Source organism: Nocardioides gansuensis, from assembly GCF_003076135.1.
GTDB lineage: Bacteria > Actinomycetota > Actinomycetes > Propionibacteriales > Nocardioidaceae > Nocardioides > Nocardioides gansuensis.
In genome coordinates, this window is the sequence record NZ_QDGZ01000004.1 from 425,377 (window position 1) to 439,898 (window position 14,522).

The following is a 14,522-nucleotide window of genomic DNA, read 5'->3' on the forward strand; positions in this document are numbered from 1 at the left end:
CGCTGATAGGGTCGGCAGCGCTCGAACATCCTTTAACGATCCGTCCCGTGAGGCGGAGAAGGAGGTACGGCGTGCCCCAGCCTGCCCAGGCCCTGCATGCCCGACCAGCCCTGCTGGTCCTCGAGGACGGCCGCGTCTTCCGCGGCGAGTCCTTCGGCGCCGAGGGGGAGACCTTCGGCGAGGCGGTCTTCTCCACCGGCATGACCGGCTACCAGGAGACGCTGACCGATCCCAGCTATCACCGGCAGGTCGTCGTGATGACGGCCCCGCACGTCGGCAACACCGGCGTCAACGACGAGGACGCCGAGTCCCGTCGGATCTGGGTGGCCGGCTACGTCGTCCGCGACCCCGCCCGGGTGTCGTCCAACTGGCGCGCGCAGCGCACGCTCGACGACGAGCTCCGCGAGCAGGGAGTCGTCGGCATCTCCGGCATCGACACCCGCGCCCTGACCCGGCACCTGCGCGAGCGTGGCGCGATGCGCGTCGGCATCTCCACGACCGAGACCGACCCCGACGCCCTGCTCCACCGCGTCCTCGAGCAGCCCCAGATGAAGGGCGCCGAGCTCGCCCGGGAGGTCAGCGTCGACGAGGCGTACGTCGTGCCCGCCGTGGGCGAGAAGCGCTTCACCGTGGCCGCGCTCGACCTCGGCATCAAGGGGATGACCCCGGCGCTGATGGCGGAGCGCGGCATCGAGGTGCACGTCCTGCCCGCCACCGCGACCATCGACGACGTGCTCGCGGTCGAGCCCGACGGCCTCTTCTTCTCCAACGGCCCCGGCGACCCGGCCACGGCCGACGTCTCGACGCTCACCGGCGCCCTGGAGCGCGGCCTGCCCTACTTCGGCATCTGCTTCGGCAACCAGCTCTTCGGCAGGGCGCTGGGCTTCGGCACCTACAAGCTCAAGTACGGCCACCGCGGCATCAACCAGCCGGTGATGGACCGCACGACCGGCAAGGTCGAGGTCACCGCCCACAACCACGGGTTCGCCGTGCAATGGCCGGACGGAGTGCCGCTGGACGATGCTGTGCGGACGCCATACGGCACCGCCACCGTGAGCCACGTGTGCCTCAACGACGACGTGGTCGAGGGCCTCGAGCTCCGCGACGACGCGGATGCCCTCACGGCGTTCTCGGTGCAGTACCACCCGGAGGCGGCCGCCGGGCCGCACGACGCGGCGTACCTCTTCGACCGCTTCATCGACCTCATGGAGGGCAAGGCCTGATGCCCAAGCGCGACGACATCACGTCCGTGATGGTGATCGGCTCCGGCCCGATCATCATCGGTCAGGCGTGCGAGTTCGACTACTCCGGCACCCAGGCCTGCCGGGTGCTCAAGGAGGAGGGCCTGCGGGTCATCCTGGTCAACTCCAACCCGGCCACGATCATGACCGACCCGGAGTTCGCCGACGCCACCTACGTCGAGCCGATCACCCCCGAGTTCGTCGAGCAGGTCATCGCCAAGGAGCGCCCCGACGCGCTGCTCGCGACCCTCGGCGGCCAGACCGCCCTCAACTGCGCGGTGGCCCTCGACAAGGCGGGCGTGCTCGAGAAGTACGGCGTCGAGCTGATCGGTGCCAGTATCGAGGCGATCGATCGCGGCGAGAACCGTGAGCAGTTCAAGAAGATCGTCGCCGAGCTCGGCGGCGAGTCCGCGCGCTCGGTGATCTGCCACTCGATGGACGACCTGCTCGCCGCCGCCGAGGACCTCGGCTACCCGATGGTCGTGCGCCCCAGCTTCACCATGGGCGGCACCGGCTCGGGGATGGCCTACAACGAGGCCGACCTGCGCCGCATCGGTGGCGCCGGGCTGGCCGCCAGCCCGACCACCGAGGTGCTCCTGGAGGAGTCGATCCTCGGCTGGAAGGAGTACGAGCTCGAGGTCATGCGCGACCGGGCCGACAACACGGTCATCGTCTGCTCGATCGAGAACCTCGACCCGATGGGCGTGCACACCGGCGACTCGATCACGGTCGCCCCCGCGATGACGCTCACCGACCGTGAATACCAGAAGATGCGCGACCTCGCGATCGGCATCATCCGCGCCGTCGGCGTGGACACCGGCGGCTGCAACATCCAGTACGCCGTGAACCCGGCCGACGGTCGCCTGATCGTGATCGAGATGAACCCCCGCGTCTCGCGGTCGAGCGCCCTGGCGTCGAAGGCCACCGGATTCCCGATCGCCAAGATCGCCGCGAAGGTCGCGATCGGCTACACCCTCGACGAGATCCCCAACGACATCACGGCCTCCGAGGGCGGCGGCAGCACGCCGGCCGCCTTCGAGCCGACGCTGGACTACGTCGTCGTGAAGGTGCCGCGCTTCGCGTTCGAGAAGTTCCCGGCCGCCGACCCGACACTGACCACGCACATGAAGTCGGTCGGCGAGGCGATGGCCATCGGCCGCAACTTCACCGAGGCGCTGCAGAAGGCGCTGCGCTCCCTGGAGAGCAAGGACGCCCCGTTCCAGTGGGCCCACGAGTGGGTCGATCTGGACAAGGCCGCCCTGCTCGAGGAGGTCCGCACCCCGCACGACGGGCGGCTCCGCAAGGTGATGGACGCGATCCGCGCCGGCGCGACCCCGGAGGAGGTCCACGAGGCCACCGCGATCGACCCGTGGTTCGTTGACCAGCTGGTGCTGATCAACGAGGTCGCCCGCGAGCTCGCCGTGGCGCCCGAGCTGACGCCCGAGGTGCTGCGCCGGGCCAAGCGGCACGGCTTCTCCGACGACCAGATCGGCAAGATCCGCAACATGGACGCCGCCGTGGTGCGCGGCGTACGGCACGCGCTCGGCATCCGGCCGGTCTACAAGACGGTCGACACCTGCGCCGCGGAGTTCGCCGCCCGGACCCCCTACCACTACTCGTCCTACGACGAGGAGACCGAGGTGGAGCCGCGGCCCGAGGGCAAGGAGGCCGTGATCATCCTCGGCTCGGGGCCCAACCGCATCGGCCAGGGCATCGAGTTCGACTACTCCTGCGTGCACGCGTCGCTGGCGCTCTCGGCCGCGGGCTACGAGACGATCATGGTCAACTGCAACCCCGAGACCGTCTCCACCGACTACGACACCTCCGACCGGCTCTACTTCGAGCCGCTCACCCTGGAGGACGTCCTCGAGGTCGTGCACGCCGAGCGGCAGGCCGGCCCGATCGCCGGCGTCATCTGCCAGCTCGGCGGGCAGACGCCGCTGGGCCTGGCGCAGGGCCTCGCCGATGCCGGCGTCCCCATCGTCGGCACCACTCCCGAGGCGATCCACCTCGCCGAGGAGCGGGGCGCCTTCGGCCGGGTGCTGGCCGCGGCCGGGCTGCCGGCGCCGAAGCACGGCACCGCGACCACCTTCGAGCAGGCCGAGCAGATCGCCCACGAGATCGGCTACCCGGTGCTGGTGCGACCGTCGTACGTCCTCGGCGGCCGCGGCATGGAGATCGTCTACGACGACGCCGCGCTGGAGGCCTACCTGGAGAAGTACGTCGCCAACGGGCTCATCAACGAGCGCCAGCCGGTCCTCGTCGACCGCTTCCTCGACGACGCCGTCGAGATCGACGTGGACGCCCTGTTCGACGGCGAGGACCTCTTCCTTGGCGGCGTGATGGAGCACATCGAGGAGGCCGGCATCCACTCCGGCGACTCCTCGTGCGCCCTCCCGCCGATCACCCTGGGCTCCGAGGAGATCCAGCGGATCCGACGCTCCACCGAGGCGATCGCCCGTGGCCTGGGCGTGCAGGGCCTGCTGAACATCCAGTACGCCCTCGCCTCCGACGTGCTCTACGTCCTCGAGGCCAACCCGCGAGCCTCGCGCACCGTGCCGTTCGTCTCGAAGGCGACCGGTACGCCGCTGGCCAAGGCCGCGGCGCGGGTGATGCTCGGGGCCCGGATCGCCGACCTGCGCGCCGAAGGTTTGCTCCCGGCCGAGGGCGACGGCGGCCACCTGCCCGACGGCTCGCCGATCGCGGTCAAGGAGGCGGTGCTGCCGTTCAACCGGTTCAAGACCGCCGAGGGCAAGACCGTCGACGCGGTGCTCGGCCCGGAGATGCGCTCCACGGGCGAGGTGATGGGCTTCGACGCCGACTTCGGCACCGCGTTCGCCAAGTCGCAGGCCGCGGCCTACGGGTCGCTGCCGCTCAGCGGCAAGGTCTTCGTCTCGGTCGCCAACCGCGACAAGCGGCACATGATCTTCCCGATCAAGCAGCTCGCCGAGATGGGCTTCGAGATCCTGGCCACGGCGGGCACCGCCGAGGTGCTGCGCCGCAACGGCGTCGAAGCCGAGGTCGTGCGCAAGCACAGCGAGGGCGAGGGCCCGAACGGCGAGCCGACGATCGTCGGGCGGATCACCGCCGGTGACGTGGTGCTGGTGGTCAACACCCCGCACGGCATGACCGTCGGCGGCTCCCCGCGCGTCGACGGCTACGAGATCCGCACCGCCGCGATCCTGCGCGACGTCCCCTGCATCACGACGGTCCAGGGCCTCGGTGCCGCGGTGCAGGGCATGGAGGCGATGCGCCGCGGCTCGATCGGCGTGCGGAGCCTGCAGGAGTGGCACGCGAGGCCGACCGCCTGATGGGCCGCGCCTACCGGCTGCTGTTCGACCACGGGTTCACCCGGCTCGACCCGGAGCTCGCCCACCACGGCGCGTTCCGGGCGATCCGGGCAGCGACCCCCTTGGCGAGTCGGCTCATCTGCGCACCCGATCGGCGTCGAGTCGGCGCATCTGCGCAGGTGCATGCCCTCGGCCTGGCCTTCCCGCACCCGCTCGGTCTGGCCGCGGGTTTCGACAAGAACGCCGTGGGCATCGACGCCCTGGCTGCCCTGGGCTTCGGGCACGTGGAGATCGGCACCGTGACGGGCCGGCCCCAGCCGGGCAACGCGAAGCCCCGGCTCTTCCGGCTCCCCGAGGACCGGGCGGTCGTCAACCGGATGGGCTTCAACAACGATGGCGCCGACGTCGTGGCGCGTCGTCTTGCGGCCTGGCGTGAGCAGACGCGCCGACTCGACGGGTCTGGCGCGAGCAGACGCGCCGACTCGCCGGTCCTGGGGATCAACATCGGCAAGACCAAGGTCGTGCCGGAGGAGGAGGCGCTGGCCGACTACGCGCACAGCACGCGCCGCCTCGCGCCGTACGCCGACTACCTCGTCGTCAACGTCAGCTCGCCCAACACGCCCGGCCTGCGTGACCTCCAGGCCGTGGAGAAGCTGCAGCCCCTCCTCGAGGGCGTACGCCGGGTGGCCGACGAGGCCTCTCCCGATCGCCGGGTGCCGCTGCTCGTCAAGATCGCACCGGACCTGTCCGACGACGACGTGCTCGCCGTGGCCGACCTCGCGCTGGCGATCGGGCTCGACGGGATCATCGCGACGAACACCACGATCACCCGCGACGGCCTGCGGAGCGACCCCGCGACGGTCGAGCAGATCGGTGCGGGCGGCCTGTCGGGGGCGCCGCTCACCGCCCGGGCGCTCGAGGTGACCCGGATGCTGCGCGGCCGCGTCGGCCCCGACCTCACCCTGGTCGGCGTCGGCGGCATCACCACGGTGCAGGACGCCCGCGACCGGCTGGCAGCCGGTGCGGACCTGCTGCAGGGCTACACCGCGTTCATCTACGAGGGCCCGCTGTGGCCGCGACACATCGTGCGGGGCCTCGCGGCCGTCGGATGAGGCACCGTGACTGAGGCCCGGGACCCGCTGCACGTCGACGGCGAGCTGCTGGCGACGAAGAAGCAGGGTGCCTACCGGCTCCTCACCATCGCGGCCCCGGGGATCCCGCAGCGCTTCCGTGCCGGCACCTTCGTCGCGGTCTCGACGGGGGAGGGGCGGCTGGCGCGGCGCGCCCTGTGGATCCACCGGGTCAAGGAGACCGGCGCCTACGGGCCGACGCTGGACGTGGTCGTCGACCCCACCGGGCCCGGCACCACCTGGCTGGCGACCCGCCCGGTGGGCACCCGGCTGGCCGTCACCGGCCCACTGGGCCGTCCCTTCGCGCTGCCGCGGGAGCCCGTCTCCTGCGTGCTCGTGGGGGAGGGCCACTCGGCGGCCGCGATGTTCCCGCTCGCCGAGGGGCTCCGGGAGCGCAGCTGCCCGGTGACCCTCGTGGTCGCGGCCGCCGACGAGGCGCACCTGCTCTCGGCGCTGGAGGCCCGCCGCTCCGCGCGGGCGGTCACCGTGGTCACCGCCGACGGCTCGGTCGGGATGCGCGGCCAGGTGGCCCACCACCTGCCCGGGATCCTGGAGCGCGCCGACGCCGACGTCGTCTACGCCGCCGGCCCCGACGCCACCTTGCGGGCAGCCGCAGCGGCTGCGGAGTCGCGGGGCGCCTGGAGCCAGGTCGCGCTGGAGCGACCGCTCACCTGCGGGACCGGGCTGTGCCAGGGCTGTCCGGTGCCGGTCGCCGGCGAGGACGGCATCGTGCGCCTGGTCCGCGACTGCATCGACGGCCCCGTCTTCCGGGGCGACCGGGTGGCGTGGGGAGCGCTGGCATGAGCCTGGCCTGGCGCGGCGGCCGGGTGATGGTCGCCAGCGGCTGCGGCGGCACCGGCCGCGAGCTCGCGGCGTACGCCGATCTCGCCGGCCTGGACTTCGTCACGCGCTCGATCACCCTCGATCCGCGGCCGGGCTCCCCGGGCCCGCGGATCGCGGAGACCCCGAGCGGGCTGGTCAACGCCATCGGCCTGCAGAACCCGGGCCTGGAGCACTTCCTCGCCACCGAGCTGCCCTGGCTCGTGCGGGCCGGAGCGCGCGTGCACGTGTCGATCGTGGGATCGACGCTCGGGGAGCACGCCGACCTCGCGCGTCGGCTCAGCCGAGCCCCGGGCGTCAGTGGTCTCGAGGTCAACCTGAGCGCCCCCGACCAGGCGGGCGAGGGGCTCTTCGAGACCCGGGAGCCCTTCCACGCCGCCAGCGTGGTGGCGGCGGTGCGTCGCGAGTTCTCCGACGATCGCCCGGTGCTGGCCAAGCTCCGGCTCGACCCGTCGCGGGCCGTCGAGACCAGCCGGCTGGTGCACGAGGCCGGTGCGACCGCGGTCGTGCTCGGCAACGCCTTGTCCGCGGCGATGCCCGACGGGCGCCCCGGCGGACTGACCGGCCCGGCAGTCGCACCGGTCGCGCTGCGCTGCGTGCGCGACGTCTGCGCCGTGCTGCCCGACCTGCCCGTCGTGGCCGCCGGGGGAGTGGCGAGCCCCGACGACGCCAGGCGCTTCCTCGCCGCCGGTGCCGTGGCCGTCCAGGTCGGCACGGCCCTGCTGCATGATCCGACCACCGTGGCCCGCATCGCCGAGGCGCTGAGCAGAGGAGAGACATGACCGACTTCGGGACCCGACTGGCCCGTGCGATCGACGAGCGCGGGCGGTTCTGCGTCGGCATCGACCCGCACGCCGCCCTGCTGCAGGCGTGGGGCCTCGCCGACGACTTCGCGGGCCTCGAGCGCTTCGCCCTCACGGTCGTGGAGGCCGTGGCGCCCGTCGTCGGTGTCGTGAAGCCGCAGAGCGCCTTCTACGAGCGCTTCGGCAGCCGCGGCGTGGCGGTGCTCGAGCGCGTCATCGCCGAGTCGCGGGCCGCCGGCGCGCTCGTGCTGCTGGACGTCAAGCGCGGTGACATCGGCTCCACCAGCCAGGCCTACGCCGACGCCTACCTCGACCCCGCCTCTCCGCTGGCCAGCGACGCGATCACGGCGAGCCCGTTCCTCGGCTTCGGCTCGCTCGACCCGATGTTCGAGACCGCCCGGCGGCACGGCGCCGGCGTCTTCGTGCTGGCCCTGACCTCCAACAAGGAGGGGCCGGAGGTCCAGCACGCACGCACTGCCGACGGCACCGTCGCCGGCGACGTCCTCGCCCGGCTGCGCGCGCTCAACGCGGACGCGTCTCCCCTCGGGTCCTTCGGCGCCGTCATCGGCGCGACGATCGGGTCGAGCGAGGAGGAGCTCGACTTCAACGGCCCCGTCCTCGCTCCCGGGTACGGCGCGCAGGGCGGCACCGTGGAAGACCTGCGCCGGATCTTCGGATCGGCCGCCCGCTGGGTGCTGCCGAGCAGCTCCCGCGAGGTGCTGATGACCGGCCCGGACGTCTCCGCCCTCCGCGACGCCGCGCTGCGCGGCAACGACGCCGTGGCGGTCCTGGGTGGCTGAGCGCCTGCTGGCAGCGGCTGCCTCCGTCCTGCTGGCCGCCGTGCTTCTCACCGGGTGCTCGGAGGACGGCGACGACTACTGCGAGGCCGTCGCGGAGCACCAGGGGGCGCTGTCGGAGATCGCCGCGTCGGGTGAGCCGGCAGCGGTCCTGGGGGCGCTGGACATCTACCGCGACCTGCGGGAGCAGGCACCGACCGACCTGGCCGACGAGTGGAGCACCGTGGTCGGTGCCCTGGCCGACCTCGACGAGGCCCTGGACGCGGCGGGTGTCGACCCCGCGTCGTACGACCCGAAGGAGACCCCGGAGGGGCTCAGCGACGCCGAGCGCACCCGCATCGAGGGCGCGGCACGCCACCTCGGGGAGCCGGGGACCAGGGCGGCCATGGCCGGCATCGAGCAGCACGCCCTCGACGTGTGCAAGACGCCGCTGGCTCGCTGAAACCCCCATCAGATGGCCGGTCTGGCCGCGGATTGCGACTCCGGAACGCTTCTGACTAGATTGGCCCGCACCCTCCCTCCGACCTGTGAAGGACACCCTTCGTGGCCCTGCCCCCTCTGACCCCCGAGCAGCGTCAGGCGGCTCTCGACAAGGCGGCGGCCTCCCGCCGGGAGCGTGCCGAGGTCAAGAACCGCCTCAAGAACTCCGGCGCCTCGCTCGTCGACGTGATCCGCGAGGGCCAGGACAACGAGGTCATCGGCAAGATGCGTGTCGTCGACCTGCTCCAGTCGATGCCGGGCCTCGGCAAGGTGCGCGCGCGCCAGCTGATGGAGCGGCTCAGCATCGCCGAGAGCCGTCGGGTGCGTGGGCTCGGGGTGAAGCAGGTGGCCGCCCTGGAGCGCGAGTTCGGCTCCCGGGACGCGTGAGCCGGTCGCGACTGGTCGTGCTCGCCGGCCCGACCGCCGTCGGCAAGGGCACCGTCGCCGAGGAGATCCGGCGACATCACCCCGAGGTGTGGATCTCGGTGTCGGCGACGACCCGGCCCCCTCGCCCCGGCGAGGAGAACGGTGTCCACTACTGGTTCGTCTCCGACGAGGAGTTCGACGCCATGATCGAGCGGGGCGACCTGCTCGAGTGGGCGGTCGTGCACAAGACGGCCCGCTACGGCACGCCGCGCGGCCCCGTCGAGCTCGCGCTGGCCTCCGGCCACCCCGCGATGCTCGAGATCGACCTCCAGGGCGCCCGCCAGGTGCGCCAGAACATGCCCGAGGCGCTCTTCGTGTTCCTCAAGCCCCCGTCGTGGGACGAGCTCGTACGCCGCCTGGTCGGCCGCGGCACGGAATCGGAGGCCGAGCGGGAGCGCCGGCTCGAGACGGCGCGCGAGGAACTGGCCGCCGAGAGAGAGTTCGACGTCACCATCGTCAACCACGAAGTTCATGCCGCAGCGGACGAGTTGGTAGCCTTGATGAGGTTCGGGCTCGATCAGCCCGACGATGCACCGAATCCCTTCTGACTTCTGCGAGGCCACCAGCTGTGTCTGCCCCCAACATCGCCGCCGAGGGCGTCACCAACCCCTCGATCGACGACCTGCTCACCAAGACCGACAGCAAGTACAAGCTGGTCCTCTACGGCGCCAAGCGCGCTCGCCAGATCAACGCCTACTACTCCCAGCTCGGGGAGGGCCTGCTGGAGTATGTCGGCCCGCTGGTCGACACCCACGTCCAGGAGAAGCCGCTCTCGATCGCGCTGCGCGAGATCAACGACGACCTGCTGACCTGCGAGGACATCGACCCCGCCGAGCTGGCCGCCGAGGCCGCCGCGCCGGCCGCCTCCGCCGCCGAGTGACCCAGTAGGCCACGTGTCCCGCGTCGTGCTCGGGGTCTCGGGAGGCATCGCCGCCTACAAGGCGTGCGAGCTGCTCCGGCGCTTCACCGAGTCGGGACACGACGTCACGGTGGTCCCCACCGAGGCGGCGCTGCAGTTCGTGGGCGCGCCGACCTGGGCCGCGCTGAGCGGCAAGCCCGTCTCGTCGCGGGTGTGGGACGACGTGCACGAGGTGCCCCACGTCCGGATCGGCCAGGAGGCCGACCTGGTCGTGGTCGCGCCCGCGACGGCCGACCTGCTGGCCAAGGCAGCCCACGGGCTCGCCGACGACCTGCTCACCAACACCCTGCTCACGGCCCGGTGCCCGGTGGTGTTCGCCCCGGCCATGCACACCGAGATGTGGGAGCACGAGGCCACCGCCGCCAACGTCGCCACCCTGCGGTCGCGCGGCGCGGTCGTGATCGAGCCGGCAGAGGGCCGGCTCACCGGCAAGGACACCGGCAAGGGCCGGCTCCCCGAGCCCGCCGAGATCTTCGAGCTCGCGCTCGAGGTGCTCGCGCGCACGGCAGGCACCTCCGCGCTGACCGGCGCAGACCTCGCGGGTCGCCACGTCGTGGTGAGCGCCGGTGGCACCCGGGAATACCTCGACCCGGTCCGCTTCCTCGGCAACCGGTCGTCCGGCCTGCAGGGCTACGCCCTGGCCCGGGCCGCAGCCGCCCGGGGCGCCGAGGTCACCCTGGTCAGCGCCAATGTGACGCTGCCCGACCCGGCCGGCGTCAAGGTCGTCCGGGTGGAGACGACCGCCCAGTTGCGCGACGCCGTGCTCGAGGCCGCCGCCGGCGCCGACTCGGTGGTGATGGCTGCGGCTCCGGCCGACTTCCGGCCCACCTCGGTGAGCGAGGCCAAGATCAAGAAGGCCGACGACGGCTCCTCGCCGACCATCGAGCTCGAGCAGAATCCCGACGTCCTCCACGAGCTCGCCCACCACCGTCCCGTCCCCGGCGCGGTGATCGTCGGCTTCGCCGCCGAGACGGGCGACGCGACCGGGTCCGTGCTCGAGCTGGGGGCGGCCAAGCTGGCGCGCAAGGGCTGCGACCTGCTGGTCGTCAACGACGTGAGTGGCGGGGCGGTCTTCGGCAGCCCCGACAACGAGGCCGTGATCCTCGCGGCGGACGGCGCTGAGCCCGTCGTCGTACCTCCGGGGCCGAAGGCGGCGCTGGCGCACGCCATCTGGGACCAGGTCGCCCGGCGATTCGTCCCCTGAGACGCCGGTCCCGCATGCTGGATCCGACTATCGTCTTGTCAACCGATACATCCTTCGACGGGAGCGAGCACGACTGTGGCTGGACGCCTCTTCACCTCCGAGTCCGTGACCGAGGGTCACCCGGACAAGATCGCTGACCAGATCAGCGACACCGTCCTGGACTACCTCATGGAGCACGACACGGACCGCGAAAACCTCCGCGTCGCGGTCGAGACGCTGCTGACCACGGGCCTCGTCGTCGTGGCCGGTGAGGTCCGGACCAACGCCTACGCCCCGGTCGCGGACCTGGTGCGCAGCAAGGTCCTCGAGATCGGCTACGACTCGTCGGCCAAGGGCTTCGACGGCGCCTCGTGCGGCGTCCAGGTCGCCATCGGCGCCCAGTCGGCCGACATCGCGGCCGGCGTCGACGCGGGCCTCGAGAGCCGCGTGGAGTCTTCCGAGGACGACCTCGACAGGCGTGGCGCGGGTGACCAGGGCCTGATGTTCGGCTACGCCTGCGACGACACCCCCGAGCTGATGCCGCTGCCGATCATGATCGCCCAGCGCCTCGCGCAGCGGCTGACCGAGGTCCGCAAGGACGGCACGCTCGCCTACCTGCGTCCCGACGGCAAGACCCAGGTCACCATCGAGTACGACGTCGACGACCGGCCCGTCCGCATCGACACGGTGGTCCTGTCGACCCAGCACGCCGAGGACGTCGACCACGCCGCCCTCGAGTCGGACGTGAAGAAGCACGTCGTCGACGAGGTGCTGGCCACCTTCGACATCCCGTCCGAGGGCTACCGCCTCCTGGTCAACCCGACCGGCAAGTTCGTCGTCGGTGGCCCGATGGGCGACGCCGGCCTGACCGGCCGCAAGATCATCGTCGACACCTACGGCGGCATGGCCCGCCACGGTGGCGGTGCCTTCTCCGGCAAGGACCCGTCGAAGGTCGACCGCTCGGCCGCCTACGCCATGCGCTGGGTCGCCAAGAACGTCGTGGCCGCGGGCCTGGCCCGCCGCTGCGAGGCGCAGGTCGCCTACGCCATCGGCAAGGCCGCTCCTGTGGGCGTCTTCATCCAGACGTTCGGCACCGGCATCGTCCCCGACGAGGCCATCCAGAAGGCCGTCCTCGAGGTCTTCGACCTGCGTCCGGCCGCGATCATCCGCGACCTGGACCTGCTCCGCCCGATCTACGCGAAGACGGCCGCCTACGGCCACTTCGGCCGCGAGCTCCCCGAGTTCACCTGGGAGGGCACCGACCGCGCGGAGAAGCTCCGGGCGGCCGCAGGCGCCTGACCCGTCGCCGCAGCGCGAGCGTGCGAGGAACGAGCGGGCGAGCTGCGAGACGACCATCAGGGGGCATGTCCTCGGCCGCTGGTTGAATGCGGCCCATGGACCACACGCGCGAGGCCGGGCAGCCGGAGATGCTGCCCGGCCTGCGTGCTTCCGTGGACGACGCGAAGGCCCGCGCCGCGGCGACCCGCCGCCGCAAGGCGCAGGAGGCCGAGCCCGCCACCGTCGACCCGGTCGCCCGGGTCCTCGTCGACCTCCCGCTGGCCCACCTCGACCGCGAGTTCGACTACGTCGTCCCGGTGGCGATGGCCGACACCGCCGTGCCCGGGGCCAGGGTCAAGGTGCGCTTCGCGGGCCAGGACGTCGACGGATTCGTGGTCGCGCGCGAGGCCCAGACCGAGCACACCGGGCGGCTCCAGCCGCTGCGGCGGGTGGTGAGCGGTGAGCCCGTGCTCCGCCCCGAGGTGGCCGAGCTCGCCAGACGGCTCGCGGAGCGCTACGCCGGCACCCGCCCCGACGTGCTGCGGCTCGCGGTGCCGCCGCGGCACGCCACCGTGGAGAAGGAGCCCTCCCCGCCGGCCGACCCGCCGGAGGCCCGCCACGATCCAGGCGTCTGGGCCGACGTGCCGCGCGCCTCGGCATACCTGGCACGGCTCGCCGCCGGCGACAGCCCCCGCGCCGTGTGGAGCGCCGCCCCCGCGGACGACTGGCCGGCGATGGTCGCGCACGCGGTCCTGGCCACCCGGGAGTCGGGCCGCGGCGCGGTCGTGTGCGTGCCGGACCACCGTGACTCCACGCGCGTCTCGGAGGCCCTCGACGCCGCCCTCGGCAAGGGCCAGCACGTCGTGCTCGCGGCCGACGCCGGCCCGTCGGCGCGCTACCGCGACTTCCTTGCCGTCTCCCGCGGCTCCTGCCGGGTCGCCCTCGGCACCCGGTCGGCCGCGTTCGCGCCGGTGCACGACCTCGGCCTGGTGGTCCTGTGGGACGACGGCGACGACCTCCACGCCGAGCCGCGCGCCCCCTATCCACACACCCGCGAGGTGCTGCTGACCCGCGCCGACCTCCAGGGCACGAGCGTGCTCCTCGGCGGCTTCGCGCGCACCCCGGAGGCCGACCACCTGCTCCGCGTCGGCTGGGCACAGGAGCTCGCCCCCGACCGCGCCCTGCTGCGCCGGCGGGCGCGCGTCGAGGTCGTCCCGCCGCTGGACCGCGACGTGCCGACCCGCGTCCCCCGGGCGGCGTACGACGCGATCCGCACCGGGCTCGAGACCGGGCCCGTCCTGGTGCAGACCCCGCGGGCCGGCTATGCCCCGGCCCTGTCCTGCGAGCGCTGCCGCACCCCCGCGCGCTGCGGCGCGTGCGCCGGGCCGCTCGCGCTGACCGGTCCGACCACCCCACCCGCCTGTCGCTGGTGTGGCACGGAGGCGCTGGGCTGGGCCTGCCCGGAGTGTGGCCACCGCGGGCTCCGCGCGCCCGTGCGCGGTGACGCGCGCACCGCTGAGGAGCTGGGCCGGTCCTTCCCCGGCACCACCGTGCGCAGCTCGAGCGGTGACCGGGTGCTGGCGCGGGTCGGCTCCCGGCCCGACCTGGTGGTCGCCACCATCGGCGCCGAGCCCGTCGCGGAGGAGGGCTACGCCGCGGTCGTGCTCCTCGACACCTGGGTGACCCTGGCCCGCGATGATCTGCGGGGTGCCGAGGAGGCGCTGCGCCGCTGGCTAGGAGCGGCCGGCCTGGTGCGGCCCGGGGGCCGGGTGGTCGCCGTGGGCGAGCCCCACCATCCCGCGCTGCAGGCGCTCGTCCGCTGGGACCCGGTCGGCTTCGCTCGCCGCGAGGCCGAGGAGCGCGCGGAGGCCCACCTGCCGCCGGCGGCCCGGCTCGCGACGATCACCGGGTCGCCCGGCGCCGTGGACGACGCGCTCACCCTGCTGGCGCTGCCCGAGGGCGCCGAGGTGCTGGGCCCGGTGCCGGTCGGAGAGGAGCTGCGGGCGGTGGTGCGGGTGCCGCGCGCGACCGGCCCGGCGCTCTCCTCCGCCCTGGCCGAGCTGCAGCGGGTGCGCTCGGCGCGCAAGCTCGATCCCGTGCGCGTCCAGGTCGATCCGGCCGAGCTCGGGTGACCC

The 14,522-nt window shown here is 73.1% G+C and carries 13 protein-coding genes; all 13 read left to right on the forward strand.

All coding sequences use genetic code 11. From position 1 onward, the window contains the following. Positions 1-71: 71 nt before the first annotated feature. The 13 genes from carA (at position 72) to DDE18_RS11620 (ending at position 14,519) form a co-directional block, all read left to right on the forward strand. On the forward strand, positions 72-1,223 hold the full coding sequence (gene carA / locus DDE18_RS11560) for a glutamine-hydrolyzing carbamoyl-phosphate synthase small subunit (protein ID WP_116572397.1): 1,152 nt from the start codon (positions 72-74) through the stop codon (positions 1,221-1,223). After that, positions 1,223-4,552 carry a carbamoyl-phosphate synthase large subunit gene (gene carB / locus DDE18_RS11565; protein WP_116572398.1) on the forward strand — a complete coding sequence of 1,110 codons (3,330 nt, stop codon included), beginning with the start codon at positions 1,223-1,225 and terminating at the stop codon, positions 4,550-4,552. Before carA ends, carB begins: the two co-directional genes overlap by 1 nt. Beyond that, entirely contained in the window at positions 4,528-5,643 is a 1,116-nt protein-coding gene (locus DDE18_RS11570; RefSeq protein WP_245916617.1) for a quinone-dependent dihydroorotate dehydrogenase, read from the forward strand. Before carB ends, DDE18_RS11570 begins: the two co-directional genes overlap by 25 nt. A 6-nt stretch (positions 5,644-5,649) precedes the next feature. Beyond that, positions 5,650-6,465, forward strand: a complete 816-nt coding sequence (locus DDE18_RS11575) for an iron-sulfur cluster-binding protein (protein ID WP_116572399.1) — start codon at positions 5,650-5,652, stop codon at positions 6,463-6,465. Continuing rightward, a complete protein-coding gene (locus tag DDE18_RS11580) occupies positions 6,462-7,283 on the forward strand; it encodes a nitronate monooxygenase (protein WP_116572400.1) in 822 nt (273 codons plus the stop codon). The genes DDE18_RS11575 and DDE18_RS11580 overlap by 4 nt, the downstream gene beginning before the upstream one ends. Beyond that, complete coding sequence (gene pyrF / locus DDE18_RS11585; RefSeq protein WP_116572401.1) at positions 7,280-8,104, forward strand: orotidine-5'-phosphate decarboxylase; 825 nt, start codon at positions 7,280-7,282, stop codon at positions 8,102-8,104. Before DDE18_RS11580 ends, pyrF begins: the two co-directional genes overlap by 4 nt. Further along, a complete protein-coding gene (locus tag DDE18_RS11590) occupies positions 8,097-8,543 on the forward strand; it encodes a hypothetical protein (RefSeq protein WP_116572402.1) in 447 nt (148 codons plus the stop codon). Before pyrF ends, DDE18_RS11590 begins: the two co-directional genes overlap by 8 nt. A gap of 101 nt (positions 8,544-8,644) precedes the next feature. Next, on the forward strand, positions 8,645-8,968 hold the full coding sequence (gene mihF / locus DDE18_RS11595) for an integration host factor, actinobacterial type (RefSeq protein WP_116572403.1): 324 nt from the start codon (positions 8,645-8,647) through the stop codon (positions 8,966-8,968). Beyond that, positions 8,965-9,555, forward strand: coding sequence for a guanylate kinase (gene gmk, locus DDE18_RS11600; protein WP_116572404.1), 591 nt, complete (start codon positions 8,965-8,967; stop codon positions 9,553-9,555). The genes mihF and gmk overlap by 4 nt, the downstream gene beginning before the upstream one ends. A 20-nt stretch (positions 9,556-9,575) precedes the next feature. After that, a complete protein-coding gene (gene rpoZ / locus DDE18_RS11605) occupies positions 9,576-9,887 on the forward strand; it encodes a DNA-directed RNA polymerase subunit omega (protein ID WP_116572405.1) in 312 nt (103 codons plus the stop codon). A 13-nt stretch (positions 9,888-9,900) separates the two neighbouring features. Further along, a complete protein-coding gene (gene coaBC / locus DDE18_RS11610) occupies positions 9,901-11,130 on the forward strand; it encodes a bifunctional phosphopantothenoylcysteine decarboxylase/phosphopantothenate--cysteine ligase CoaBC (RefSeq protein WP_116572406.1) in 1,230 nt (409 codons plus the stop codon). 75 nt (positions 11,131-11,205) lie between these two features. Continuing rightward, positions 11,206-12,408, forward strand: a complete 1,203-nt coding sequence (metK, locus tag DDE18_RS11615; protein WP_116572407.1) for a methionine adenosyltransferase — start codon at positions 11,206-11,208, stop codon at positions 12,406-12,408. 95 nt (positions 12,409-12,503) lie between these two features. Then, a complete protein-coding gene (locus DDE18_RS11620) occupies positions 12,504-14,519 on the forward strand; it encodes a primosomal protein N' (protein WP_116572408.1) in 2,016 nt (671 codons plus the stop codon). Positions 14,520-14,522 lie beyond the last annotated feature (3 nt).